This is a genomic window from Nocardia sp. 2TAF39 (genome assembly GCF_052114905.1).
Lineage (GTDB): Bacteria > Actinomycetota > Actinomycetes > Mycobacteriales > Mycobacteriaceae > Nocardia.
This window is the reverse complement of the sequence record NZ_JBFRFQ010000021.1, coordinates 71,773-95,921: the sequence shown is the minus strand read 5'-3', so window position 1 is coordinate 95,921 and position 24,149 is coordinate 71,773. Positions and strand designations below refer to the sequence as shown.

Genomic DNA, 24,149 nt, shown 5'->3' with positions numbered 1-24,149 from the left:
CATCCGCGCGATCGTCGGCCTGTGCACCGCCGCATCGGCGCCGACCTGCCTGCGGGCCGTCGAACTGGTGGTTCGTCCAGATGTCTCGGTCGAGAACGCCTCGATCGATTCGGCCACCCGGCGGGGATGCGGGTGGTTGACTAGCCGTGTGCCGGCTGTCCCGGCCGCACCTCAGCAATCCATTGTCAGGAGGCACCGGAATGCCCACTCATGACGGAAGCTGGCCGCAGGGAACGCCGTGTTGGGTCGACTGCCAGGTCGACGACACCACACGTGCTCGCGAATTCTATGGCGAACTCTTCGGCTGGGAGATCGAAGACAGCCCGCCCGAGTCGGGCGGATATCTGATGGCCATGCGCGGCGGCCGTCCGGCCGCGGGCATCGGGCCCAAACCCGAGGGCATGCCGATGCCCTCGGTCTGGACCACCTACATCGCCGCCGACAGTGCCGACGCGGTTGCCGAAAAGGTCACCGCCGCGAGCGGTTCCCTGATGATGCCGGCGTTCGACGTGCTCGACGTCGGCCGGATGTTCGTCGCCGCGGACCCCGCCGGTGCGGTCTTCGGAGTGTGGGAAGCCAAAGCCCACAGTGGGTCGGGCGTCTACAACGAGCCCGGCGCCTACTGCTGGAACGAGCTGCATACCGGCGACTACAAGCAGGCCCAGGAGTTCTACGCCGAGGTCTTCGGCTGGCACTACACCGAGATCGGCGACGGGCAGAATTTCGTCTACTCGACCTTCAGTCTGGCCGCGGATGGCGATCCCGTCGGCGGCATCAACGATTCGACCAAGACGCCAGGCGACAACCCGGCCTACTGGCTGGCGTGGTTCCAGGTCGACAACACGGATGGCGCGCTGGCCAAGGCGGGCGAGCTGGGCGCCACCGTCATGATGGGGCCCGACGACAGCCCGTTCGGTCGCATGGGTGTCGTGCAGGGCCCGCAAGGCGAGGTGTTCGGCGTCATCGATCCGACGACCACCGTCGGCGAACCGCCGACCGGCTCCTAACTGACCGCGGCGGGGTGGTGAGTGCCGCCACCCCGCCGTTGGAAGCGCGGCCGGCGCCGACTGTCGATCCGAACGCGGCGGCCCGGGGACCGAACCGTACTGGTGCGCGTAGACGACCGCATGGATGCGGTCACGAACGCCGAGTTCGCCAGGATCCGCGAGACATGGCACCGACAATCCGCTGAAGCTCAACCACCACGAGCCAGCCGGTCTGGTCCGTCACGTGCGACGGGCCGGCGCCCGGCGCGGGCGGCTCGGATACGTGTTCGGTCCGCCCGGATGGACCGAACAACCTGGGCCTGCGCCCGATCCGGTCGAGAAGCACGCCCCGGATCCGTGCAGCTGACATCCTGATGGCTCGGGGATCCGGCGTGAGTGCCTCAGCGCATCGGTGCATTCGACTACCGGACCGGCACCTTCACGCCGCGTCGAGGTAGAAGCGGAGGGTGGTGATGTGGGCTACCCCGGTGGCGAACTCGGCGACCGCGACCGCGTGCTTGTCGCCGAGCCGGACGCTCGCCGTGACGGTGCGGCCGGCGGCGATCACCTTGCTCCAGCGCATGTTCCGCACCTGGCTGGTGAATTCCTCCAGCGAAACCGGTGTGCCCGCGGGCAATTCGACCTCGGCCCGGTGGCCGAGCAGGTCACGCACCCGGAGCAGGTTCGTGCTCGCGGCGGCGGCGAAGACCCTTGTCGTCATGCGCTTCCCGGTGCGGCCGACGCCGCGGAGCGCCCACATCATCCCGATCAACCCGCCGAACCCCTGGTTGGCGATCAGCTGCGGTCCGAGTTTCAGCGCGGCGCCGAGTCCGGGCGCTCCGGTGCGCAGCAGCTGCCGGATCATCGCGGCCAGCTCCCAATACGCGGCGAGGTCGGCGATCTTCCAGACTCCGTCTTCCTCGACGAGGCGGTAGCGCAGATGCATCGGAACGTACACGGTCGCGCCGGTCGACATGGTGGTCACTACGGTGAGGTCGCGCAGCACCGTCGGTGGGTGCACCAGGTCGTGTTCGACCCGGAACGCGATGGTGTTCGGACCGATGAAGGTGTCGTAGAAGCGTTCGATGGCACTGCGGCCGATATGTGGGCCAGCGCCGACCGGGTCGTTGACCTCGGCGTCTGCGGCGAACAGGTCGACCCATGCGGATTTGTCGTGCGCGGCGACCGCGCGCGGCGAAGCCTCGACGGCAGTCAGCAGCGCTGCGGCCGAGGGGTCCAGCGGCATGGCAGTACCTCCGTTGTCGCGGGTCGTGACTCGCCACATGGTAGAACATGTTCTATTTCGATGTCGCATTCCGGCGGCTTTCGGCACGGTGGCGCCACTAAGTGATGCATGAACGCTGCAATGGCCGCATCCCGGACTACAGTCGATCCATGGGCATCGAGTATTCGAGCGTCATCGATCTTCCTCGGTCCGAGGTGTTCGCCTGGCACGCCCGCCCCGGGGCGCTCACCAGGCTCGCCCCGCCCTGGCAGCCGGTATTGCCACGGGCCGAAGCGGACTCGCTGTCCGACGGACAGGCCGTGCTCGGGCTGCCGGGCGGGCTGCGTTGGGTGGCCCGGCACGATCCCCACGAGTACGACCCGCCGCACCGGTTCGTCGACGCGGTCACCGTGGACGGCCTCGGCTCGCTGCCCGCCGGCCTGGTGCCCTGGCGTCATACCCACGATTTCGAGGTCGTCGACGAGACGCACACGCGGGTCGTGGATCGGGTCGACGCGCCGGCGCCCGCCGCGGTGCTGCGGCCCATGCTCGCCTACCGTCATCGTCAGCTCGCCGACGACTTGGCGGCGCACGCGCGGGCGGTGCGGTCCGGCTTCGAGGCCGAGACCATCGCAGTGACCGGGGCGTCCGGCCTGGTCGGCTCGGCGCTGACGGCGTTCCTGACCACCGGAGGGCACAGCGTACTCAGGCTGGTCCGTCACCCGCCGCGCGCCGCGGACGAAAGGCAGTGGGACACCGAGAATCCCGCGCCGGATTTGCTGGACGGCGTGGACGCGGTCGTGCACCTGGCGGGCGCGTCGATCGCGGGCCGGTTCACCGAGAAGCACAAACGCATTGTCGCCGACAGCCGGATCGGGCCGACTCGCAGGCTCGCCGAGGTCGCGGCGCGGGCAGCAGTGTCGGTCTTCGCCAGCGCGTCCGCGATCGGCTACTACGGCTACGACCGCGGCGACGAGACGCTGACGGAGAACGCTGCCCGCGGCGACGGTTTCCTTGCAGACCTGGTCGACGACTGGGAAGCCGCATCGCGCCCCGCCGCCGAGTCCGGCGTCCGGGTGGTGCGGGTGCGCACCGGGATCGTGCAGTCCCCGCGCGGTGGCAGCCTGCACCTGCTGCGCCCGCTGTTCGCGGCTGGACTGGGCGGACGCATCGGCGATGGTCGTCAATGGCTGTCCTGGATCGGGCTCGACGACCTGATCGACGTCTACCACCGTGCGCTGTGGGACGGGAGCATGTCCGGCCCGGTCAATGCGGTTGCCCCGCATCCTGTCCGCAATGCGGAGTACACGAAGGTCCTGGCGGGGGTGCTGCACCGGCCCGCGCTGCTCCCGGTGCCGGGATTCGGCCCGGCCCTGCTTCTCGGTCGCGAAGGCAACCGGGAACTGGCTTCCGCCAGTCAGCGCGCGGTTCCCGCACGGCTGGAGCAGGCCGGTCACGAATTCCGCGCGCCCGGGTTGGAGCCGGCGCTGCGGCACCTGCTCGGCAAGTCCGCGGGCTGAGCCGAGTTGGTCTGCGCCGCGGCTGCTGCCGTCCCGCTGCTGCCGTCCAGCGTCGAAGTTGCGATTCATCAGATGCATCAACTGAGCATCGTTATGCGTCGGATCGCTACCTGACCGGCAACCGGAGGGCATAGCCAGGGCACGCGAGAATCGCACGGATGTCGCCCAGCGAGAAATCGCCGACCGAGATCGCGGCAGCGGTCATGCGAGCCGGTCGGCGGCGTCGACCACGCTCTGGATTCGCTCAACGCCTTCGGGCAGGAAGACCTCCTCCCATCCCGGCCCGCCGACGAGGACCCGGGCGCCCGCGTCGACGCAGGCACGCACCGCGGAGGTCAATGCCGTGGATTCCTGCTGCGACCACAACAGCACCGCGGCGGGACGGTCGAACCGGGCCAGGGTGTCGGCGAGCGCGCCCGCGGGCACGTCGGCGCCGAGCATGCGCGCGCCGATGCCGCGTTCGGCCAGGGCCGCGCGCAGGATCTCCAGCGGAAGCGAATGCGTCTCACCGCTGGTGCAGGCCAATACCACCGGCGTGGAGCTCGGCAACTCCGGCGGCGGATTCGTGCGATGCAGCACCGAGATGACGCACCAGGACAGCAGATGCTCGACATCAATGCACCCCTCGCCGTCGAGCTGGCGGCCGACCAGGTCGGCAAGGGCCGGGCGGCACAGCAGATTCCAGGTATCCGCCACGCCGAACGCACGAACGTGGGCCTCGAGCTGATTCGACACCGACCGGGTGTCCAGTGCGAAGGCCGCGGCCAGTAGCGGCGCGTGCTCTCCGAGCCTCGGCGCCGGTCCACGCACCGCTGTCGCGGCGCCTGCGGGAGTCGCGCCCGCACGGATCAGGGTGAGCATGCGCTCTAGCAGGGCGATGTCGGCCTCGGTATACAGACGATGTTTGCCCGGCCGGTGTTGTGGTGGTCCGATGTCGTAGCGACGGTTCCAGCTGCGCAGGGTGGCCGTGGGGATGCCGAGCCGTTCGGCTACGGCCCGCACCGTGTATCCGGCCGCGTCGGAGACGGAAGCGGAACCGGAGGGCATCGCATCGTTGCGCCCACTCCGTTCGATCGGATCTTGCCTGGTCATCGATCCTCCCCGCGGCCCCACTATGTGCATCAATTATGCATCGTTACGATCCCGGTATCACGAGGAATTCGGCTCGTGCTCGATGATCACCTCGGCGGCGAGCGTCTCGAAAAGCCAAGACGACGTTCTCCAGTTCGCTGCCCACCGCGCGCAGTACAGCCACGGCCCTGGGGTCATGGGTATCGACGTACCACCTGGCGAACAGTCGACGGAATGCGTCGTCGGCGGATGGATCTCGGCACGGCGCCCGGATTGTTTCGTCGGATCACGGTGCTTCACAAGCTATTCGCCGCGAACCGCCCGAACTCTTTTGCTATGCCGATGATCTCAGCCAATTGATGGCACGGCACCCACCTTGAACTATGTACCGAATCGGGACATGGCGCGCGCTTCCGAATCCTGTTCGTCCGAGCTTGAATCGATGTGTCGAGGATTTGCCATGCCCGAGGAAAGGGGCCTGTCATGGGCACCGTCGAAATCGCGATCACCATCGGCCGCATACTGGATACCCTGCAGAAAGCGCTGATCTTGATCATTCTGTAGGGGCTGACCGGACGGGATCCGTCGGGCGTGCGGATGAGAACCGTCCGCGAACGCGAGGCCGCGTCACCGGCGCGGTCCGAGTAGACGCTTGGTTGATCATCGCCCGCCGGGCGGCTCCTCTTCCTGTACCGCACGGGAATTCGGCGGCCGGTCAGTCGCCGTATACCGCGCGATGGAAATCCCAGGCGTCGCCGATGATGTCGGCCAGATCCGGGCGCTGCGGCTTCCAGCCGAGCCGATCGCCTGCCTTCTCGCTCGCCGCGACGCAGACGGCCGGGTCACCCGGCCTGCGGTCGGCGTACGAGACCGGGAAGTCGCGTCCGGTGACTTCGCGCACAGTGTCGAGCACCTGCCGGTTGGAGTAGCCGCTGCCGTTGCCGAGGTTGTACACCTCGTACTCGCCGGGCCGGATGGCCTGGAGCGCGAGCAGGTGGGCTGTGGCCAGATCGGCGACGTGGATGTAGTCGCGGATGCAGCTGCCATCCGGAGTGGGATGGTCGGTGCCGAACAGTGTGAACGAATCCCGTTGTCCGGCAGCTGCTTGCAGCAGAATCGGAATCAGGTGGGATTCCGGCTCGTGGCGCTCACCCAGTCGCACGCCATGCGACACGACGGCGCCCGAAGCGTTGAAGTAGCGCAGCGATGCGGCGCCGAGTTCGCTCGCGCCGCACTCGCCCGCGATCATCATGTCCACCGTTGCCTTGGTGGCGGCATACGGGTTCTTCGGCCGCACCTCGGCGTGCTCGTCGAAGGGGCTGCTGCCGTCACCGGTGTACATCGATCCGGTGCTGGAGAAGATCAGTCGCGGCGTCCGGGCGGCTCGCACGGCTCGCAACAGGGCGAGCGAGCCCTCGATGTTGTGGTGCCAATACTTCTCCGGATCCGCGACCGACTCGGCGACCTCGATCTTGGCAGCGAAGTGCAGCACACCGTCGAATCCGGCCGCCGGGGTGAGAACCTCGGCGACCCGGTGGATCGAGAGGTGGTGGAAGACCGCCCGCTCCGGCAGATTCGACGCGAAGCCGGTGGACAGGTCGTCGAGAATCGCCACATCGTGGCCTGCGTCGATGAGTTGGTGTGCGACGACGCTGCCGATGTAGTCGGCGCCGCCGGTGACGAGAAGCTTCACGTGTGACTTTCCTCCTGCGCTGTGGCTGTATCGCGGAAGACCCAGGGGAGGCCGACGCGGTGGGCATCAGCCCGCCGCCCGGCCGGCCACGGCGGATCCCAACGGCACGCGGCCGATCGCGCGGCGCAGGTCGGCCAGCGGTAGCGCGCCGGTCGCCATGGTGCGGCGAAGCCGCCAGATGCCGAGCAGGTCCTTGCGTGCGGTGTCCACGATGTCGACCCGACTGTCGGGATCGTCGATCCAGTCGACGGGAACCTCGTGGATACGAAGGCCCGTGCGTTCGGCGAGGACGAGCAGTTCGGTGTCGAAGAACCATTCGCCGTCGCGGACCAACGGAAGCAGCCGGCGCGCGATATCGGTGCGGATCGCCTTGAATCCACACTGGGCGTCCGAGAACCGCGCTTGCAGCGCGGTTTTCAGCAGACGGTTGTAGCAGCGGGAGATGAACTCCCGCTTGGGCCCGCGCACCACACGCGCGCGACGGCTCAGCCGGGTGCCGATTGCCAGGTCGGAGTGCCCGGTCATCAGCGGGGCCGCCAGCGGAAGCAGCGCGTTCAGATCGGTGGACAGGTCGACGTCCATATACGCGACCACTTGCGCGTCGGAGGCCAGCCACGCGGTGCGCAGCGCGCGTCCGCGTCCCTTGGCGTCCAAGTGCACCACCCGCACGGTGTCGAATTCCGCCGCGAGTAGCTCGGCGACCTGCATGGTGCAGTCGGTACTCGCGTTGTCGGCGATGGTGATGCGAGCCGAGAACGGGAAGCCGTCGGACAGATGCGCGTGCAGCCTGCGCACGCACACGCCCAGATCGCGCTCCTCGTTGTAGACGGGGATCACGATGTCCAGGACCGGCGTGACCGCCGTGGTGTAGTCCGCCACGAGCGGGGCGGTCGCTGTCTGTGTCATGCCAACGACATTCGCTGCTGAACCTCGCCCACACCTTCCGCGTGGCTGGGAACTTCCTGCCAGCACGGATTCTGGTTCTTCAACCAGTGGATTCCCTTGCCCTGAATCCCTCCCCGAACCGCGATCRGGTCGATTATCGCGCAGGTAATCGACCTGATCGGCGTTTTCGGGGTCACCGTGACCGGTGGCTACCTGCTGGTCGGGGCGGCGAGGCCGGCGGGGAACCTGCGGTGCGGGTCCCTGGCAGACTGGGGCGATGGCGACCGTTGTGGCATTCCACGCGCACCCGGACGACGAGACGCTGCTGACCGGAGGAACGCTGGCCAAACTATCGGCCGCCGGGCATCGGACGGTGATCGTGGTGGCCGCCGACGGTCACATGGCCGATCTGAACGGACAAAATGCGTTGCGACTGTCGGAATTGGAGGACAGCGCTGCCGCTCTGGGTGTTTCGCGGGTGGAGCATCTCGGCTACGCGGACAGCGGCCATGGAGCCGTGCTCTACGCCGATCCGCCAGATCGAATGCGGTTCGTGCGCGCCGGGATCGAGGAAGCGGCGCAGCGTCTGGCGGCAATCCTGCGCGACGAGAACGCCGAACTCCTGTTGAGTTACGACCGCAACGGCGGTTACGGACATCGCGACCACGTCCGCGTGCACGAGGTCGGCGCCCGTGCGGCCGAACTGGCCGGCGTGCCGCGCGTCCTCGACGCCACCATGCCCCGCGAAAACCTCACGCGCCTCCTGCATGTGCTCGAGCGGTTGCGGGTTCCGCTGGGCAACGACCTGTCGGCATTCGACTCGCTGTACAGTCCGCGCGCGGAGATCACCCACCGTGTCGACGTCAGCGGATTCGCGGGCCCGCGCAAAGCCGCTCTGGCCGCGCATCGTTCGATCATCGAGGGTTCCAGCCGCTTCGCCACCATCGCAGCCGTGCTGCTGCGCCTGCCCACGCCGATCCTGGGACGCGTGATGCGCTGGGAATGGTTCGTCGAGGAAGGCGCCGCCCCGACTTCCGCCGACCCACTCGACGACATCTTCCAGCCCGCGCACCGCCCTCATAGGAAAACGTCCTGATCAGAGGCGCACGGCTACGGCGTTCGCAAGGAGGGGTCGCCACCATGTGCCGTTGATCTCGACGCGAGCTGGAGTTGTCTTTCGGACTAAGTCACCCCACCTGCCGTGCCGTGACTGCCTTGTGAACGTTGCCGGCCGGCGGGCTGAGCGCGATCGCCGATCGCCGCCTCGGGTTCGCGGGGCAGGACGACCGTGAAGGTCGCGCCGCGGCCCGGTTCGGTGTCCACCGACACCCGGCCACCGTGGGCGGCGACCAGCGCCTGCACGATCGACAAGCCGAGTCCGCTGCCGCCGCTGGCACGGGTACGCGACGTGTCGGTGCGGTAGAAGCGTTCGAAGACTCGTGCGGCTGCTTCGGGGGACAGGCCTGGACCGGAGTCGATCACGTCGATGCGGACGCGGTCGGGAAGCGGACTGAGCCGCACAATGATCGGTGCCTCCGGCGGAGTGTGGGTGAGTGCGTTGCCGAGCAGGTTGGCCACTACCTGGCGGAGGCGGGCCTCGTCGCCGATCACGTCCATGGTTCCTTCGCCCTCGCCGATCATCAGCGTGATCGGACGATCCGGTGCCGTGGGCGTCGTCTTCTGGCGGGCCGCGATGGCCTGCGCACTGTGCACGGCGTCTCCGGCGAGGGCGAGCAGATCGACGGGTTCGCGCGCCAGCGGGCGCTTCTCGTCCAGTCGCGCCAGCAGCAGCAGATCCTCGACGAGCAGGCCCATCCGCTCGGCCTCCGCCTCGATTCGGCCGACCACCATCCGCGCGTCGGTGCTGGCGCCCTGCCGATACAGCTCGGCGAAACCGCGAATCGTGGTGAGCGGTGTGCGTAATTCGTGACTGGCGTCGGCGACGAAGCGGCGCATCCGTGCCTCCGAGCGTCTGGCGGCCTCCTCGGAGGCCTCGGTCGCTGCCACACCATGCTGGATCTGCGCGAGCATCTCATTCAACGACCTGGCCAGATGATCGACCTCGGTGTCGACTCCGCGCACCGGAACGCGCCGGTGCAGGTCGCCACCCGCGATCGCCGCCGCGGTCTCCTCCACCTCGCGTAACGGCCGCAGGCTGCGCCGGATGACGAGGTATCCGATGGCACCCAGCGCGACCAGAGCCGTTGCGCCGGTACCGATCTCGATATAGATCAACCGCGAAACCGTCTCCTGGTTGTCGGTCAGCGGCAGGCCGATGGTGGTCGAACCGTACTTGTTGGTGGTGGTGAGCACCCGCCAGCGCACCGACGAGTCGCCCGTGGACCCGACTGTCACCGGGGTGTCGGCCCGCTGGTCGCCGAGATCCGGTGTGCCGGCGGAACCGTTGCTGCCGGGCACTTCGAGGTACACCTGTCCGTCGGTGCCCTTGCGTAGTTCGAAGAACCGGCGCGGCTGTTCGCCCGGCGAGCGGGGCTGCACCGGCGCGGCGGGCAGGTCGGCCGGAACCCATTGCACGCGACCGTCTTGGGTGGTCACCTGCTTCATCGGGCGTGGTTCCGCCCACGACCGGGCCGAGTCGTAGAGCTGCTCGTCGGTGCGTTGGGTCAGCGACCGGCTCAGTGCCGAGGTCACCGCGCCGCCCGACGCGAACAACGCCGCGGCCGTCAGCAGCAACAGGACGATGACCAGCCCCACCCGCAGCGGGACCGCCGACACCCGCCGCGACAGCCTCGCTCGCGCGTTCACGCCCGGCTCGATTGTGGTTCGCGCAGCACGTATCCCACGCCACGCAGCGTGTGCAGCAGCTTCGGCTCGCTGGTGTCGATCTTGCGCCGCAGATACGAGACATACGACTCGACCACGCCCGCATCGCCGCCGAAGTCGTAGCGCCACACGTGGTCCAGGATCTTCGGCTTGCTCAGCACTTTGCCCGCGTTGACCATGAAGTATCGCAGCAGGGTGAACTCGGTGGGCGACAACGCCACCGGCACACCCGCCTTCCACACTTCGTGACTGTCCTCGTCGAGCACCAGATCGCTCACCGCGATCCGATGGGTGCCCTCGTCCGCGGAGCGTTTTCCGCTGCGGCGCAGGATCACGCGCAGTCGTGCGATGACCTCCTCCAGGCTGAACGGTTTGGTCACGTAGTCGTCGGCGCCGAGCGTCAGTCCGGTGAGCTTGTCGTCGACGTCGTCGCGCGCGGTCAGGAACAGCACGGGCGCGGCCACACCGTCGGCGCGCAATCGTCGCAGCAGCCCGAACCCATCCATCCCTGGCATCATCACGTCGACGATGAGGGCGTCCGGACGGAACCCGCGCACCTTGTCCAGGCCCTCGGCGCCGCTGATCGCGGTCGCCACGTCGAAGCCCTGGAAACGCAGGCTCGCCGCGAGCAACTCGACGATCATCGGTTCGTCGTCGATGACGAGGACGCGGGCTTCGGTTTCGGTACTGGTCATGAGTCCATGATCGCGCTGAAGGCAGCGCGCAACCTCTGAGGAAGCTGGGTGTTTTCTGTGAGCCCGGCGCTCCGAAAAGGGAATGGCCGCGTCGCCTGATCGCGACGCGGCCATCTCGGTTCGACCGGCTCAGCTGCCGGTCGGCGCGGTCAGGTCGTATACCGTGGCGTTGCCCACTGTCGTGGCCGTGTAATGGGCCTTCACCCACTCGGTAACCTGGTCGGCCGCCGACTTCGCGCCGTTGTTGCCTGGCCGCGGGCCGCCCTGTCCCTGTGCGATGAAGTAGTGCACTTCGCCGTTGACGACATATTGCTGGAACTGTGCCAGCGTCGGCGAGTTATCGCCACCGCTGAACCCGCCGATCGCGATCACCGACGTGCCTGTGCGCAGCTCGAGGCTCGACGCGGTAAAGGAGCCGATGCTCGCTGCCGACCACCGGTTGTCGGTGTTCGCCAGGAGGGCGTTCAGTTCCGCGTTGTTCGCGCTGCCGCCGCCGGGGCCGCCGGGCCCGCCGTCGCCGGGGGCGGCAGCGTCGTTGGCTGGGGGAGCCTCCACGCTGGTGGGAGCCCCGCCTCTGGGGGAAACGCCGTCTCCGGTCGGCGAACCGCTGCTGGTGGTCGTCCCGCTGCCGGTCGGCGCGCCGCTGCCGGTGGTCATTCCGTTGTTGGTGGTCGTCCCGTCAGCAGTGGTCGTCCCCTCTGACGTCCCCGGCTCGTTCGTCCCGTCGCCGGTGGTCGTGGCCGTTGCGCCGTCCGCCCCCGCGTCGTCCCGCCCGTTCGGCCGCGGTCCGCCCATCGCGTTCGCCTGCGCCGGTCCGGAGGAGGGCACGCCGCCGCTGTGCGCGTGCGTGGCCGTTTCGACCGCGTATGCCGTCGACCCGGCGAACCCGGCGATCAGCCCCGCCGCAGCGAGAGCGACCGCGACTTTGCGAGATCGATGCGCTCCGAGCACCAGGGCCACCGCCACGACCAGCGCGGCGACGAGCACCGTCCAGCGCAGCCAGGGCAGCCAGTCCGGTGTGCGGTCCAGCAGCGCGAACGCCCAGGCCCCGGTAACGGCGGACAACACCGCGAGGGTGATCCTGGCCGCCACGTGCCCGCGACGCCGCCACAGCTGCGCGACGGAGATACCGGCGACACCGGCGATGCCGGGCGCCAGTGCCACGGTGTAGTACGGGTGGATGATTCCGCTCATGTAACTGAACACCAGGCCGGTGCCCAGCAGCCAGCCGCCCCACAGGATCATGCCTGCTCGCAGCGGATCGGTGCGTGGGGCACGGCGGCTGAGCCACAGCCCGGCGAGCAGCCCGATCAGCGCGGCTGGAAGCAGCCAGGAGGCCTCGGTGGCCATGGTGCCGCTGAACAGCCGGGTGAGTCCGGTGTCGCCGCCGAACGCGCCGCCCATGCCTCCGCCGCCGGGGCCGCCCGAGTTTCCGCTCGGGTTGCCGCTGCCGCCGAGTAGTCGGCCCATCCCGTTGTAGCCGAGTGCCAGTTCCCACAGGCTGTTGTCGGTAGACCCGCCGATGTAGGGACGGGAATCCGCGGGCCACAGCTCGACCAACAGCACATACCAGCCGCCTGTGACAATCATGGCCGCGCACGCGGTCACCAATTTGCCGACCCGAGACCAGAATCCACCTGTCGCGGCGACCAAGAACACCAGCCCCAGCGCGGGCAGGACGAGGAACGCCTGCATCATCTTCGTCAGGAACCCGAACCCGACAGCGACCCCGGCCAGCGCCAGCCAGCCGGTGCTCGCGGAACGCCAGCGCGCATCGCGTGCGTCGATGGCCCGCACGGTGCAGTAGGCCGCCGCAACCAACACCAGCGTCAGCAGCGCATCTGGGTTGTCGAAGCGGAACATCAACGCCGCCACCGGGGTTGCGGCCAACGCCGCGCCGGCCAGTAGGCCCGCGCCTGGGCCACTCCATCGGCGCACTGCCGCCGACAGCAGCGCCACTGACCCCACGCCCATCAGCGCCTGTGGCAGCAGCAGCGACCACGAGCCGAACCCGAGCAGCCGCCCCGACAAGCCCATCACCCACAGCGACGCGGGCGGTTTGTCCACCGTGATCGCGTTCCCCGCGTCGTGCGAGCCGAACAGCAGCGCCTTCCAGCTTTGGGTGCCCGCCTGCGCCGCCGCGGCGTAATACTCGTTGCCCCAACCGGACACGGTCAGATTCCACAGATACAACACCGCGGTCGCCGCGAGCAGCGCGAACAGCGCGGGCCGCGCCCAGCGTGGTTGCGTGACCGGACCGAAGAACACTCGATCCGTCCACGATCGTCCGGTCACCGGGGCGCGGTGGGCGCCGACGGGGCTCGTGGCGGCCTCCACGCCCTCCGGGACGCTCGTAATCGACGCCATGACCTGCCTTCCCTCTCCTCGCCGAACTCTTCGACTATCCGAAGGCTAGGAAGGCAGCCTGCCCGCGGCCTCGGGCGAACCTGGGAGTGCGCTGTGAGTCGAACCGCCACCCTGGACCGTGCTGACCAGCACGTCGAAGTCCAATCGCGGGCGAACCGGAAACCGTCGGTGGAACTGCCCAGCGTCGATGGATCGACGTGACAAATGCGGCCCGGTGCCCACGGCGAAACCGGATGGGGAAGCTGGAGAACGCCGCCGAGACCTGTCGCAATGGTTTGCTGTCGGCGTTGCCGGAAGGCCCAGAAAGAACAGGTGAATTCGGTGTCTGGACGGTTGTGCCAGCAGTGGGAATGACTGATCTTCAACCGAAACGCGACCGGCCAGTAGGTTGAGCGTGTGAAAGACGTTGCGAAGATGGTGCGAGTAATTGCCGCGGCCGAGCGCGCAGAGACCATCGGCCCGCACGGCCAGCACCTGGTGCCGTGCATAACGAAGGAAACCTGTGGGGCCGAGGGCATTTCGGCGGCGATGGTGAACATGGCGCCGGGTAAGGTAGCGAAAGCGCACTACCACGCGCACAGCGAGACCATAGTGGTGTGCCTGCGCGGACGGGCCGCGACACTGATCGGGCCGGAATTGACGCCGCACGTGCATGGGCCGGGCGAATTCCTCTACGTCCCGGAGGGCGTAGTGCATGTGGCCGTGAATCTCAGTGACACCGAGGATTTGGTGGCAGTGGACATACGCACCGATCCGCTGTTCAGCGACGATCTGGTGTTGGTGCCCGAATATGATTCCGCGGCTGCGGATATCGCCGTGCGTTTGCGGCGTGAGCTCGCCGTGACATGAGCCAGCGCAGCGAGGCATCAACGGGTCAGCGCTCCTCGGGCAGGACGGAACCGGGCGTCGGCGAGGTGGAGTCATGAGTGTCGATATCGCATTCAGTCGCGGTGCGGCGGTGAGCAGCGGGCCGATCGATGACATCTACGCGACGCTGCAGCGCCGTCCCGCGGCAATCTCGTTCGCGGTCGGCGCACCGGATCCGGCGTTGCTACCAGGCGATCTGGTCGCATCACTGGCCGCTGGTGCGATCGCGAAACATGGGAACGCCGCATTGCAGTACGGCCTCACTCGCGGGTTTCCGCCGCTGCTGGAACAGGCGCGAATCCTGTTGTCCAACCGGGGAATCGGATGTCCGCCACACCGGCTGCACATTGCGACGGGAGGATCCGGCGCATTGCACAACGTGTGCATGGCGCTGCTCGACCCAGGCGACGTGGTGCTGGTGGAAACCCCGACCTACGGCCCCGCAGTGAAGGTATTCCGCAGTCACGGCGCGACGGTGATCGATGTCGAGTCCGACGAACACGGCATCGTGCCGGAGGCGCTGGATGCCGCGTTGGCACGACACGACACGGCGTTCGTCTATCTGTTGCCGACCTTCCACAACCCGACCGGGCGGACGATGCCCGCAGCGCGGCGCCTACGCATAGCGGAGGTGGTCACGAGGCACGGTGAACTGGTGGTAGAGGATGACGTGTATACCGACCTGCGGTATCGAGGCGAGTCACTGCCGGCTTTCTGGTCCTTTGCGCCGGACAACACCGTCTACATCACGTCGCTGTCGAAAACCGTTGCACCGGCGCTGCGAATCGGCATCACGGCGCTGCCCGAGTATCTGTTGGAGCCTGTGCTCGCGCTGAAACAGGGAATCGACATGCAGACCTCGGTACTCAACCAAGCCATCGCCAGCGAATTCCTGGGCAGCGCAGTAGCGTCCACGCACCTGGCTCGTATCGTGGAAACCTATGCGGCCAAGTTGGACACGGTGGTGGAAGCGCTGGGAAAGCACTTCCCAGCCGGATTCTCCTGGACCGAGCCCGATGGCGGCATGTTCGTGTGGGTCGAAGGCCCGGTCGAGTTCGACGCTGATGCGCTGATGCTGCCTGCGCTGGATGCGGGGGTGGCGTTTATGCCCGGGAGCGTGTTCTTCGCCGACCCCGACGCGTCGCACAACGCGATGCGGTTGAGCTTTGCCAGCGTGCCCGGAGCCGAGATCGACCGCGGCATCGAACTGTTGGCCGCACTGTGCGAGACATCGTGAGCGAGCCTTCGCTGCAGTAGACATGCGGTACGGAATCGCCGCCAATGGTGGCAAGTCATCGCCTGCTGGAAGGTCTTCAGCGCCCGCGGGAGCCGCGACGAATTCGTAGGATGTTGTCTTTGCGGGTTCCCGGTTGCCCCTCCGGTCCTCGGTGCTCGCGATCGACGACTTCCTCGAGTTCCACCGTCCATTCGTCCGGGGCGAGATCCAGTCTTTCGCGTACCTCGGCGGTGGTCGGGAAGTGTACGTCCGTCGGTGGCTCCACCACCCAGGTCGGCCATTCCGCGTGGCCGACGATCAGCAGCAGCCCACCGGGCGCTACCGCCTCCGCTGCTCTGCGCAGGATCCGCGTCCGCTCATCGGCCTGGGCGGGCGGCGAGTGCAGGTAGTGCGCCGAGACGAGGTCGAAGCGTCCCGAAGGGAAGGTGGCGGCGAGATCATGCTGCTGCCAGTCGATTACGTCGGTCAGCCCCTGTCCCGCCGCCTGCGCTCTGGCACGGGCGAGAGCGGTCTCCGACACGTCGGTCGCGGTGACCCGCCAGCCGCGCTCGGCCAGCCAGATCGCGTCGGCGCCCTCGGCGCAGCCCAGATCCAGCGCGGAACCCGCTGCAACCGAGTCGATTTCACGAACGAGAAGGAAGTTCGGCCGTCCCGACCAGACCTGCTCGCGCTCCTGATAAAAGGCCTCCCAGTACTCGACCGTCGTCCGTGTGGTCCCATCGTCGTGCTGATGTGTGGCGCTCATGAACCACACAATCCGCCACCACGGACAAATCGGCAAACATCGTTGCCGGTTCGGCAACTATGCTCTGCTGGGCCTCGGACTCGGGTCGGACGCCGGATCGGGCGGCGAAGGCGCTGTTCGTCGTGTGCCCGAGCGTTCGGCGGACCTGTCAGTAGTCGTCGAGCGGGTCGCGCAAGATCATGCCCTCGGCGGCGCGCAGGCGGCCGCTCATCGTTGTCAGCAAGTCGACGGAGTCGTCGGAAAGACCTATCGCCGTATGGATCAGCCTGCGTAACGGCGAGCTGGTGATCAGGTCGGCCACGGCGACATCGTGGTCGCTCGGCGTGGTGCGGAACTGTCGGTCGAGATCCACGGCTAGGTACTCACAATCGGTCATCGGGCCCCCCAGGAACCAGTGCGGGTGCGCCGGACCGCGCACCGGAAGGATGTGGAGACACAGGCGGGATTCCTCCGGCGCGCAGCGTACATCGCGCTCACTTCGTCGCTGTACGGGTCGCAACGGTTCGTGCGGTGTTCGTTGCCACGATCGGGTCGGCTCGTCCGTGCCGCGGACGTGTCCGATCCGGCGCTGAGCCGGTGCGGACGCTGCCCATTGTGCCACTGTCCCAGCAGATTTCGACAAGCCGCGCCGTCGGCGTTGTCCACCGCCGCGGACTAGGCGCTGCCCGGAAGGCGCAGCGTGCGGGTCGCCGGGCGCCGGTTCCCATGGGCGGGAAATCGCATCGGCACTCGTTCGGAAACCCGGAATCCGGTGCACCTGCGCGTGACACGATGGGTACGGCCGATGCACATGCCTAGCTGGAGGAGCCCGACGTGGGGAATCTCGACGACAAGGTAGCCGTGATCACCGGTGGTGCCCGGGGACAGGGCCGGGCGCACGCACTGGCTCTGGCGGGAGCCGGTGCCGACATCGTGGTGTGCGATATCGCCGAACCACTGGCCCGATTGCCATATGAGCTGAGCACCGAGGACGACCTGGCCGAGACCGTCGAGCTCGTCGAGGAAACCGGCCGCCGATGCGTTCCGATGAAGGCGGACGTGCGCAGTCAAGAGCAGATGTACTCGGTCGCCGAGCGCGCGATCGAGGAGTTCGGCCGCATCGACATCCTGATCGCCAATGCGGGCATCGCGTCCAACTCGCCCATCGCCGAGATGGACGAGCAGCTGTGGCGGGACATGATCGATATCAACCTGACCGGTGTCTTCCACAGCTTCCGTGCGGTGGTGCCGCACATGGTCGAGCGCCGGTGGGGGCGCGTCGTCGCCACCTCGTCCATCGCGGCCAAGATGGGCGTACGCAACGCCGGGCACTACGCCGCGGCGAAGTGGGGCGTGCTCGGTCTGGTGAAATCGCTATCGCTGGAGGTGGCGGACTACGGCATCACGGTCAACGCCGTGCTGCCCTCCGGTGTGGACACCGACATGATCCAAAACCCGGCTACCTGGCGACTCATGGTGCCGGACAAGGAAAACCCCACCCGGGAGGACTGGATGGCGATCATCGAATCCGGACCGCCGAACGGTGATCTGATCCAGCCTGCCGAGGTGGCGGACGCCGTGCTGCTGCTGGTCTCCGAGCACGGCCGCCACTTCAACGGCGAGGCCGTGACGATCTCCGGTGGGCTCAGCGCGAATACGGCTTGACGGTCAGCGGCGCAGGTCTCAGCCGAGATCGGCTAGCGGAAGAGGTGGCGCCCATTCAGCGGCGTCCGCGCTTCGACCTTGTCGCGTGCGGCGTGCGCGGTTTTCGCCCCGCGTTCCCGTGCGATGTCCGCTATTTCGGGTCCGCGTCGCTTGGCGCGCTCGGCCAGCTCCGCGCTGCGTTCCTTGGCGATTTCCGTCCATTCCGCACCGCGATGCCTGGCCAGGTCGGCGAGCAGCGCGCTGCGCTCCTTGGCGATCTCGGCCCACTCCGCGCTGCGCTCTTTGGCGATTTCGGCCCAGTCGGCGCCGTGTTCTTTGGCGGTTTCGGCCCAGTCGGCGCCGTGTTCTTTGGCGGTTTCGGCCCAGTCGGCGCCGTGTTCTTTGGCGGTTTCGGCCCAGTCGGCGCCGTGTTCTTTTGCCGCCTCGGTCCAGTCCGGGCCGTGCCGCTGGGCAGTCTCGGCCAGCTCGGCACCCTTGCTCGCGGCGACAGCACCCAGCGTGCGCGCCCGCTCGGCCGCGTCGTGTGCGTGCTTGCGCAGCGCGACACCGGTCGCACCGTTCGGGGTCGCGCCGAACGGTAGCGACGCCGATACCGCGGCGGCGGCGTCGCGCGCGGCCCGGCGTCCACGCCAGCCCAGCGAGGGCTTGCCCTCGGTATCGGCGGCGGCGATTATCAGGCCGCCGAGCAGCCCGAGGTCCTTCAGGAACGCGGTCCGCTTCGCCGATTTGCGCGCCGGGTCCTGCTCGTTCCAGAAATCCTGCTCGGTGACGGTCGCGGGCACGACGGTTGCCGCGAGCACCAGGGCCGCCAGGCGCGGCGCCTTCCCCAGCGCGAGTAGCACACCGCCGCCGACCTGGGCGGCCGCGTTGATTCGCACCACGGTCGCCGGATCGGCGGGCAGCTTTGCGGCAACCTCATCGGGGAGCTGCCGCTGTCCCCGCTGCACCAGTTCGGTCGCCACCTTGACCCGCTCCTCCGGGCGCCGCAGCGTATCTACCCCATCCACGACGAATGCGGTGGCCAGCAGCGGCCGGGCGAGTCGGCGCAACAACATGTCATAACCCCTTCCCTAGATGTCCGTACGGACCGGATTCCCGGAAGCCTCCCGGTCAAACACGCTCACCTGAGCGTTGGGAAGCGACAGTCTTATCGAGAAACAGCTAATTGATAGCCAACTATCAAGGGGTGGTTCAGGCTTCGTCGAGCTGTGCTCACACGCGCTCCGCGGTTGTGAGCGCGCCACTCAGGAGTCGTCGGCTCCCTTCGGGACGGATGCGGCGGTGGTCGCCCGGTGACCCGGTCCGGGTCCTCCACCATCGGGTGATCGCCGCAGTCGGGCAGCTCCACGGCGGTGCCCCGCCGATGAACACGTCGTTGCGGTTCAGCAACCGAGACGGTTGTCGAAGGGGGCGTTCTCGGGTTTCACACCTCGATGGCGGTACGTACGACCTTACCGGTCGCGTTTCGCGGGAGGGCGGTGGTGGTGAGCCGCCAGCGGGCGGGGACCTTGTAGTAGGCCAGCCGGTCGGCGGTGAACGCGCGCAGTTCGTCCTCCGTTGTCGCCGTGGCGCTTTCGACGACGACGAGGGCGGCGACCCGCTGTCCGAGGTCGGCGTCCGGCACGCCGACCACCGCGCATTCGCGCACTGCGGGATGTTCCTCCAGGCACTGCTCGATCTCGGTGGGGTAGACGTTCTCCCCGCCGCGCAGGATGAGATCCGAACGCCGCCCGGACAATCGCAGCCTGCCGTCATCCAGGACGCCGATGTCGCCGGTGCGCAGCCAGCGGTCGGTGGTGATCGCCGCAGCGGTGGCCGCCTCGTCCTGCCAGTAGCCGAGCATCACGTACGGGCTGCGCACGCAGATCTCGCCTTCGGTGCCGTCGGGGACGGTGTTGCCCGCGCTGTCGCGGATCTCCAGTGTGACGCCGACGACCGGTCGCCCTACGGTGTCCGGGAACGCAGCGAGTTCGGCCGGACCGGCCAGTGTCGCCGCGGTGCTGCATTCGGTGAGCCCGTAGCTGGTCACCAGGGCGTTCCGTGCGACAGGGAGGCGATCGCGCAGCTGCTGTTGCAGGGCGGCCGACGAGGGCGCCGAGTTCAGCGAAAACGCGGTCAGCGCGGACAGGTCGTAGTGCGACAGGTCGAGTTCGAGCATCCTGGTGGCCATAGTCGGCATGGCGCCCCAATTGCTGATTCGTTCCCGCTCGATCAGCCGCAACACCCGGTCGGCGTCGAAGGAACCCTGGTGGATGACGGCCGCGTCGCCGGTGACCAGGCGGGGCACCACCAGATTGTGCAGGCTGGCGATGTGGAACAGCGGCGAGGTGAGCAGATAGCGTCGCCCGCTGGGCGGCTCGGTCGCACCGGTGAACGCGGCGGCAAGCGCGTCGTTGAACACGTGATAGTCGGTGACCGCCACCAGGTTTCGGTGCGAGTGCACCGCGCCCTTGGGGCGCCCGCTGGTGCCGCTGGTGTAGAGGATCACCGCGGGGTCGTCCTCGTCGATCTCGGTGCGCGGCAGCGTGGCGGTCGGGAAGTCGGCCAGCAGCGCGGGCAGGTCGTGCTCCATCGTGAGCACCGGGACCCGGATGTCCGGCTGGGCCAGCAGTGCGGCGCGTTTCGCGTCGACGACGAGCACGGTCGGGCTCGTGTGCTCGACGCCGTAGGCGATCTCGCGCGGGGTCCACCACGCGTTGTAGCCGACCGCGATCGCGCCGAGCGCTTGCGCCGCCCAAAACGTCAGGACCCACTCGGGCGTGTTCGCCGCGAGAATGCCGACGCGGTCGCCCTTTCCCACGCCGTAGCGCTCACGCAGGGCCGTGGCCAGCGCCGCGACGGCGGACGCATGCTCGGTGAAGGACATCCGTCGGTCTTCGGTAACCAGATAGTCCCGGTCGCCGTGCGCGGTCGACGCGGCGAGCACCTCGCCCAGGGAGGTGCTGCGGTGGCGCATCACCGGCATCGGCGCGCCGAGCACGTCTTCGACCACCAGCTCGAACCGTCCGCCGGGGCCGGTGAGTCGGGCCGCTGCCTCGGCCGCGAATGCCTGCGGATCGAAAGGCTTGTTCATATCTTCCTCATCGCTCCGCAGGCGCGGGGGAGTCCGGTCGCCGTCATTCATGTCCTTGTGCTGGGAGGGCCGCCACTTGCCCGCAGTGACGCGCGATATGGCGTCGAACCCGTCCGACGCGCAGTGCTCCGGAGTGACGTAGGCAACAAGTTAACATTCACTAGACGGCATGTCTAGTGAATGACGTATTGTCTAGCGAAAGCTCTCGCTCCGCTGCGCGTTATGACTCTCTTCTCGAAAGTCGGACGTCAGCACCCCTTTTCGACGCACACAAGGGACCCGTTCACCATGCGCACGAACGCGAACACCAGCCTGCGTGAGGAGCAGAAGCAGCAGACCAGGGCCCGGCTCATGGCGGGTGCCAAGGAGCTGTTCAGCACCCGCGGTTACGCGGCGGTCCGGGTGGACGACATCGCGGCGGCGGTCGGCTGCAGCCGCGCGACCTTCTATCTGCACTTCGCGGGCAAGGTGGAGATTCTGAGCGCCATCGCCGCGCAGAGCACGGTGCCCAGCACGCTGCGCTTCTACGAGGACCTCGATCGCGTGCTGGAGGCCGGGTCGCGCGCCGAATTCGTCGGCTGGGTCACTCGCGCGATCGAGTGGTTCCACGAGTACAAGGACCTGCTGCCCGCCTGGGACGAGGCGACGGCGCTGGAGCCGAAGTTCCGCGCACTCGCGCGCGACGGCATTCGCGCTCTGCCGAACGCGATGACCTCCTACCTCGCGGGCTGGCCCGCCGACCGGCAGGACGAGGGGCGGTTGCGCGTGGAGCTGCTTGTGGCGCAACTGGAACGGTTCTTCACCCGGTGGGCCATGCAGGGCACCGTCGACGTCTCCGCGGAGCAGGCCGTCGAGGTGCTCGCCGACATCTGGTTTCCGGCGCTGCGGGCGCCCACCAGCGCGAGTTGAACGATTGCGCCGCTGGTGGCCCCGGAAGTCGGTGGCGCAGTCGCGAGGGCCCGAAATGGGGCCGGGCGCACGCTCGCCTTGAATGTAGCTCGGCATTCGCTGGGTGCGCGAACCTGCGTGTGCTCGAACTCGATTCGGCAGTGGTTTGGGTATCTGTCGGAGCCGTGCGGCATCATCTGTGCACGCAGCCATCCACGAACACCGCTCGGAGTGCACCATGCCGTCGCCAAGAACCAAGCCACAGCCCTTGTCGGACAGTGAGATTCAGCAGATCGCCACGGACATCGCCGGTGGCCGCCCGCCCATGGTGTGGTTCACCGCGGCCGCGGTCGGTGTGCCGGAGGGACGGTCGGGAAAGGTGGTCGCGCTCGGTGACCCGACCGACGGAGACTTCCTGCAGGTCCGGCCGACCGGCTCGAAAGATGTCCTGTCCTTCTCTCCGACAGAAGTGACATTGACCAAACCGCCGCGAGGGGCCGCCGTTTCCGCTGCCCATCCGAAGTCGACAACAAGAAAGGAATCCGCTGTGACCCAGACGTCGACCGTTACGAGCACCGCGACACCGTCCGCGCAGGGGAGCGCCCCCACGCCGCCGGTCACCCCGAAACCGCCGGGGGGCACACCGGAATCAAGCGAACAGGACGGTGCGGCCAAGAGCTCTGCCAGGCAGACACCGGCGGCGAATACCGCCAAGCCCGCGAAGGCGTCCGCCGCGCGCAAGACGAAGGCGCCCGAGGTCACGGTGACGCTCACCGGCACTGCCGACGGCGAGTGGTCGGTCGATGTGGTCAGCGGTAAGAAGCGGACGGTGCGCGGCCTTCCGGTGAACAGTTCGGCGGTGGCGCAGGCGGCCAAGGTCCTGCATCCGGAGGTTGCCGATGTGGTGGCCGGGATTCTGGAGGCGGCGCGCGGCGTGCAGGAAGCCAAGGTTCAGCAGTTGCAGGCCGAGCTCGAGGAGGCCAAGCGCCTGCTGGAGGACCTGCGCGACTGATTTCACACCGCGTTGCTGGTGGAGCGGTCGGCTGGGCGGCAGATCCGGCGCATGGGGTTTGTGAGCGCGTGCCGAGCGTCGTCGTGGAACGTGTAGCCGAGCGAGTTCTCCTTCGCGTGGTACATGGCCGCATCCGCGTCGCGGATCAGGTTGTGGACGCTGGTGTCCGAGCTGCGCGGACCGACGCACGCGATGCCGATGCTTGCGGTGATCGGAATCTCGCCCGCGCTCAGCTCGAACGGCCGGACGAAAGCGCCGATCAGTCGTTCGGCCAGCACCGCGGCCTCCTGCCTGGCCAGCGGGGACAGCACGACGAACTCGTCGCCGCCGTACCGGGACACCACGTCCTCGCGGCGCACCACCCGCCGGATCCGCGCGGCCGCGGTCGCGATCAGCTCGTCGCCGACCGCGTGCCCGTAACTGTCGTTGACGTTCTTGAAACCGTCCAGGTCGATGAACAGCAGGCAGATCGGTTGCTCGCCCCACTGCTCGCGATTGCCGTCGAGCGCGCGCAGTAGCGCGGCCCGGTTCAGCAGGCCGGTGAGCATATCGTGGTCGGCCTGGTACTGGGCGTGTCGCTCGCTGCGTGCACTGCGCACGATGGCGCGCTCGCTCCGCACCAGCACTCCGACCAGCAGCAACGCGAACAGTGACGACACCACCACGCGGTCGAGGGTGCCCAAGCTGGACCCGACCACCGGGACCAGCGAGGCCACGATCAGTGCGACCGCGATGACGCTGGCCCGCTGCCTGGAGTGGTGCGGATGGATCCGGCGTGGTGTCCCGAGCGCGGCCATGGTCGGGTGGAGCGCCGCGACACCCACGGTGGTGTAGGCAGCCAGCAGTGGAGCGAGCAGGACGTCGCGCCCGATGGGGGTGCCCACCATCTCCAGGCTGTAGCCCAGATCGCCGAGCAGCAGCGCGATCAGCCCGGCGTGCAGCAGCCATAACGAGGTCTCCGAGCGCGTCGCGGTGGCCACCGAGTGCGCGACCAGGGTGAGCAGCAGCGCATCGAGCACCGGATAGATCGCCGCCAGCAGCGTGTCCAGCGTGGTGGCATGTAACTGCAGGATCGGCGAGATGAGAAACGCCCAGGAGGCCAGCAGGGCGCCCAGGCCGATGAGGCCGGAGTCCAGCAGCAGGTCGTGGTTGTCGCGCACCTGGCGCGGATACAACCAGATCAGCCCGGCGAGGCCGACCCCGACGTAGCCGAGCAGGGTGAACGCGTCCTCGACCGGATGGATCGAGTGGTGGGTCGCCTCCCGCAGCACGGTCCCCGTCGCGAACAACACGGCGGAGGCGGACAGCAGATACCAGGGCAGCGGATGGATGGGCCGGTGAATGTGCAGCCCGATGCCCATCATCGCGAGCGTTCCGGCGAGGATGACCGCCATCGTCACCAACGACACCGCATGCGAGTCGATCGCGACATTCGTCGCGATCATGGCCGCGCCTCC

At 68.0% G+C, this 24,149-nt stretch carries 19 protein-coding genes and 1 pseudogene; 8 read left to right on the top strand and 12 right to left on the bottom strand.

Features of this window, described 5'->3' with window-relative positions:
- The first annotated feature begins 200 nt into the window (after positions 1–200).
- Positions 201–1,007, top strand: coding sequence for a VOC family protein (locus tag AB4Z47_RS15905; RefSeq protein ID WP_441951531.1), 807 nt, complete (start codon positions 201–203; stop codon positions 1,005–1,007).
- 418 nt (positions 1,008–1,425) lie between these two features.
- Here AB4Z47_RS15905 and AB4Z47_RS15900 read toward each other — a convergent pair whose 3' ends face one another.
- On the bottom strand, positions 1,426–2,232 hold the full coding sequence (locus tag AB4Z47_RS15900; RefSeq protein WP_441951529.1) for a nuclear transport factor 2 family protein: 807 nt from the start codon (positions 2,230–2,232) through the stop codon (positions 1,426–1,428).
- A 149-nt stretch (positions 2,233–2,381) separates the two neighbouring features.
- Between AB4Z47_RS15900 and AB4Z47_RS15895 the strand changes: the two genes are divergently transcribed.
- Positions 2,382–3,731: a TIGR01777 family oxidoreductase gene (locus tag AB4Z47_RS15895; protein ID WP_441951528.1), complete on the top strand. Its 1,350-nt coding sequence runs from the start codon at positions 2,382–2,384 to the stop codon at positions 3,729–3,731.
- Between the two features lie 201 nt (positions 3,732–3,932).
- Here the strand turns inward: AB4Z47_RS15895 and AB4Z47_RS15890 are convergent, their stop codons facing one another.
- The 3 genes and pseudogenes from AB4Z47_RS15890 to AB4Z47_RS15880 all read right to left on the bottom strand — a co-directional run.
- Positions 3,933–4,778: a MerR family transcriptional regulator gene (locus AB4Z47_RS15890; RefSeq protein ID WP_441951562.1), complete on the bottom strand. Its 846-nt coding sequence runs from the start codon at positions 4,776–4,778 to the stop codon at positions 3,933–3,935.
- A gap of 739 nt (positions 4,779–5,517) precedes the next feature.
- Positions 5,518–6,495, bottom strand: coding sequence for a UDP-glucose 4-epimerase GalE (gene galE / locus AB4Z47_RS15885; RefSeq protein WP_441951527.1), 978 nt, complete (start codon positions 6,493–6,495; stop codon positions 5,518–5,520).
- A 69-nt stretch (positions 6,496–6,564) separates the two neighbouring features.
- Positions 6,565–7,401: pseudogene (locus AB4Z47_RS15880) on the bottom strand (dolichyl-phosphate beta-glucosyltransferase); the annotation flags it as partial.
- A 256-nt stretch (positions 7,402–7,657) separates the two neighbouring features.
- Here AB4Z47_RS15880 and AB4Z47_RS15875 point away from each other — a divergent pair.
- Positions 7,658–8,476: a PIG-L deacetylase family protein gene (locus AB4Z47_RS15875; protein WP_441951525.1), complete on the top strand. Its 819-nt coding sequence runs from the start codon at positions 7,658–7,660 to the stop codon at positions 8,474–8,476.
- An 86-nt stretch (positions 8,477–8,562) separates the two neighbouring features.
- On the opposite strand, the gene AB4Z47_RS15870 is transcribed toward AB4Z47_RS15875, so the two are convergent.
- The 3 genes from AB4Z47_RS15870 to AB4Z47_RS15860 all read right to left on the bottom strand — a co-directional run bounded on the left by AB4Z47_RS15870 (position 8,563) and on the right by AB4Z47_RS15860 (position 13,226).
- Positions 8,563–10,146 carry a sensor histidine kinase gene (locus AB4Z47_RS15870; RefSeq protein ID WP_441951524.1) on the bottom strand — a complete coding sequence of 528 codons (1,584 nt, stop codon included), beginning with the start codon at positions 10,144–10,146 and terminating at the stop codon, positions 8,563–8,565.
- Positions 10,143–10,859: a response regulator transcription factor gene (locus AB4Z47_RS15865; protein WP_441951523.1), complete on the bottom strand. Its 717-nt coding sequence runs from the start codon at positions 10,857–10,859 to the stop codon at positions 10,143–10,145. The genes AB4Z47_RS15870 and AB4Z47_RS15865 overlap by 4 nt, the downstream gene beginning before the upstream one ends.
- A 129-nt stretch (positions 10,860–10,988) precedes the next feature.
- A complete protein-coding gene (locus tag AB4Z47_RS15860) occupies positions 10,989–13,226 on the bottom strand; it encodes an ArnT family glycosyltransferase (protein ID WP_441951522.1) in 2,238 nt (745 codons plus the stop codon).
- A gap of 396 nt (positions 13,227–13,622) precedes the next feature.
- On the opposite strand from AB4Z47_RS15860, the gene AB4Z47_RS15855 reads away from it, so the two are divergent.
- Together AB4Z47_RS15855 and AB4Z47_RS15850 are read left to right on the top strand one after the other, a co-directional pair.
- Positions 13,623–14,075, top strand: a complete 453-nt coding sequence (locus AB4Z47_RS15855; RefSeq protein ID WP_441951521.1) for a cupin domain-containing protein — start codon at positions 13,623–13,625, stop codon at positions 14,073–14,075.
- A 73-nt stretch (positions 14,076–14,148) separates the two neighbouring features.
- Positions 14,149–15,330, top strand: coding sequence for an aminotransferase-like domain-containing protein (locus AB4Z47_RS15850; RefSeq protein ID WP_441951519.1), 1,182 nt, complete (start codon positions 14,149–14,151; stop codon positions 15,328–15,330).
- A 76-nt stretch (positions 15,331–15,406) separates the two neighbouring features.
- On the opposite strand, the gene AB4Z47_RS15845 is transcribed toward AB4Z47_RS15850, so the two are convergent.
- Together AB4Z47_RS15845 and AB4Z47_RS15840 are read right to left on the bottom strand one after the other, a co-directional pair.
- Positions 15,407–16,075, bottom strand: a complete 669-nt coding sequence (locus AB4Z47_RS15845) for a class I SAM-dependent methyltransferase (protein WP_441951517.1) — start codon at positions 16,073–16,075, stop codon at positions 15,407–15,409.
- Between the two features lie 148 nt (positions 16,076–16,223).
- The gene (locus tag AB4Z47_RS15840; protein ID WP_441951516.1) at positions 16,224–16,451 is read right to left on the bottom strand and encodes a hypothetical protein; all 228 of its coding nucleotides are present in this window, start codon (positions 16,449–16,451) and stop codon (positions 16,224–16,226) included.
- A 437-nt stretch (positions 16,452–16,888) separates the two neighbouring features.
- Here AB4Z47_RS15840 and AB4Z47_RS15835 point away from each other — a divergent pair, with 437 nt between their 5' ends.
- Positions 16,889–17,719, top strand: a complete 831-nt coding sequence (locus tag AB4Z47_RS15835; RefSeq protein WP_441951515.1) for a mycofactocin-coupled SDR family oxidoreductase — start codon at positions 16,889–16,891, stop codon at positions 17,717–17,719.
- Between the two features lie 32 nt (positions 17,720–17,751).
- On the opposite strand, the gene AB4Z47_RS15830 is transcribed toward AB4Z47_RS15835, so the two are convergent.
- Both AB4Z47_RS15830 and AB4Z47_RS15825 read right to left on the bottom strand, forming a co-directional pair.
- The gene (locus AB4Z47_RS15830) at positions 17,752–18,774 is read right to left on the bottom strand and encodes a DoxX family protein (protein ID WP_441951513.1); all 1,023 of its coding nucleotides are present in this window, start codon (positions 18,772–18,774) and stop codon (positions 17,752–17,754) included.
- A 368-nt stretch (positions 18,775–19,142) separates the two neighbouring features.
- Positions 19,143–20,792 carry a class I adenylate-forming enzyme family protein gene (locus AB4Z47_RS15825; RefSeq protein ID WP_441951512.1) on the bottom strand — a complete coding sequence of 550 codons (1,650 nt, stop codon included), beginning with the start codon at positions 20,790–20,792 and terminating at the stop codon, positions 19,143–19,145.
- A 288-nt stretch (positions 20,793–21,080) separates the two neighbouring features.
- On the opposite strand from AB4Z47_RS15825, the gene AB4Z47_RS15820 reads away from it, so the two are divergent.
- Together AB4Z47_RS15820 and AB4Z47_RS15815 are read left to right on the top strand one after the other, a co-directional pair.
- Positions 21,081–21,701, top strand: a complete 621-nt coding sequence (locus tag AB4Z47_RS15820) for a TetR/AcrR family transcriptional regulator (RefSeq protein WP_441951510.1) — start codon at positions 21,081–21,083, stop codon at positions 21,699–21,701.
- Positions 21,702–21,918: 217 nt separating this feature from the next.
- Entirely contained in the window at positions 21,919–22,692 is a 774-nt protein-coding gene (locus AB4Z47_RS15815) for a DUF6319 family protein (protein ID WP_441951509.1), read from the top strand.
- A 2-nt stretch (positions 22,693–22,694) separates the two neighbouring features.
- Here the strand turns inward: AB4Z47_RS15815 and AB4Z47_RS15810 are convergent, their stop codons facing one another.
- Positions 22,695–24,137, bottom strand: coding sequence for a diguanylate cyclase domain-containing protein (locus AB4Z47_RS15810; protein ID WP_441951508.1), 1,443 nt, complete (start codon positions 24,135–24,137; stop codon positions 22,695–22,697).
- Between the last annotated feature and the right edge of the window lie 12 nt (positions 24,138–24,149).

Excerpts from the sequence above, each read along its gene's own strand:
- AB4Z47_RS15905 (WP_441951531.1), top strand. The coding sequence starts at position 201 with ATGCCCACTCATGACGGAAGCTGGCCGCAGGGAACGCCGTGTTGGGTC.
- AB4Z47_RS15900 (WP_441951529.1), bottom strand. The coding sequence starts at position 2,232 with ATGCCGCTGGACCCCTCGGCCGCAGCGCTGCTGACTGCCGTCGAGGCT.
- AB4Z47_RS15895 (WP_441951528.1), top strand. The coding sequence starts at position 2,382 with ATGGGCATCGAGTATTCGAGCGTCATCGATCTTCCTCGGTCCGAGGTG.
- AB4Z47_RS15890 (WP_441951562.1), bottom strand. The coding sequence starts at position 4,778 with ATGCCCTCCGGTTCCGCTTCCGTCTCCGACGCGGCCGGATACACGGTG.
- AB4Z47_RS15875 (WP_441951525.1), top strand. The coding sequence starts at position 7,658 with ATGGCGACCGTTGTGGCATTCCACGCGCACCCGGACGACGAGACGCTG.
- AB4Z47_RS15865 (WP_441951523.1), bottom strand. The coding sequence starts at position 10,859 with ATGACCAGTACCGAAACCGAAGCCCGCGTCCTCGTCATCGACGACGAA.
- AB4Z47_RS15860 (WP_441951522.1), bottom strand. The coding sequence starts at position 13,226 with ATGGCGTCGATTACGAGCGTCCCGGAGGGCGTGGAGGCCGCCACGAGC.
- AB4Z47_RS15850 (WP_441951519.1), top strand. The coding sequence starts at position 14,149 with ATGAGTGTCGATATCGCATTCAGTCGCGGTGCGGCGGTGAGCAGCGGG.
- AB4Z47_RS15845 (WP_441951517.1), bottom strand. The coding sequence starts at position 16,075 with ATGAGCGCCACACATCAGCACGACGATGGGACCACACGGACGACGGTC.
- AB4Z47_RS15840 (WP_441951516.1), bottom strand. The coding sequence starts at position 16,451 with ATGACCGATTGTGAGTACCTAGCCGTGGATCTCGACCGACAGTTCCGC.
- AB4Z47_RS15830 (WP_441951513.1), bottom strand. The coding sequence starts at position 18,774 with ATGTTGTTGCGCCGACTCGCCCGGCCGCTGCTGGCCACCGCATTCGTC.
- AB4Z47_RS15825 (WP_441951512.1), bottom strand. The coding sequence starts at position 20,792 with ATGAACAAGCCTTTCGATCCGCAGGCATTCGCGGCCGAGGCAGCGGCC.
- AB4Z47_RS15820 (WP_441951510.1), top strand. The coding sequence starts at position 21,081 with ATGCGCACGAACGCGAACACCAGCCTGCGTGAGGAGCAGAAGCAGCAG.
- AB4Z47_RS15815 (WP_441951509.1), top strand. The coding sequence starts at position 21,919 with ATGCCGTCGCCAAGAACCAAGCCACAGCCCTTGTCGGACAGTGAGATT.
- AB4Z47_RS15810 (WP_441951508.1), bottom strand. The coding sequence starts at position 24,137 with ATGATCGCGACGAATGTCGCGATCGACTCGCATGCGGTGTCGTTGGTG.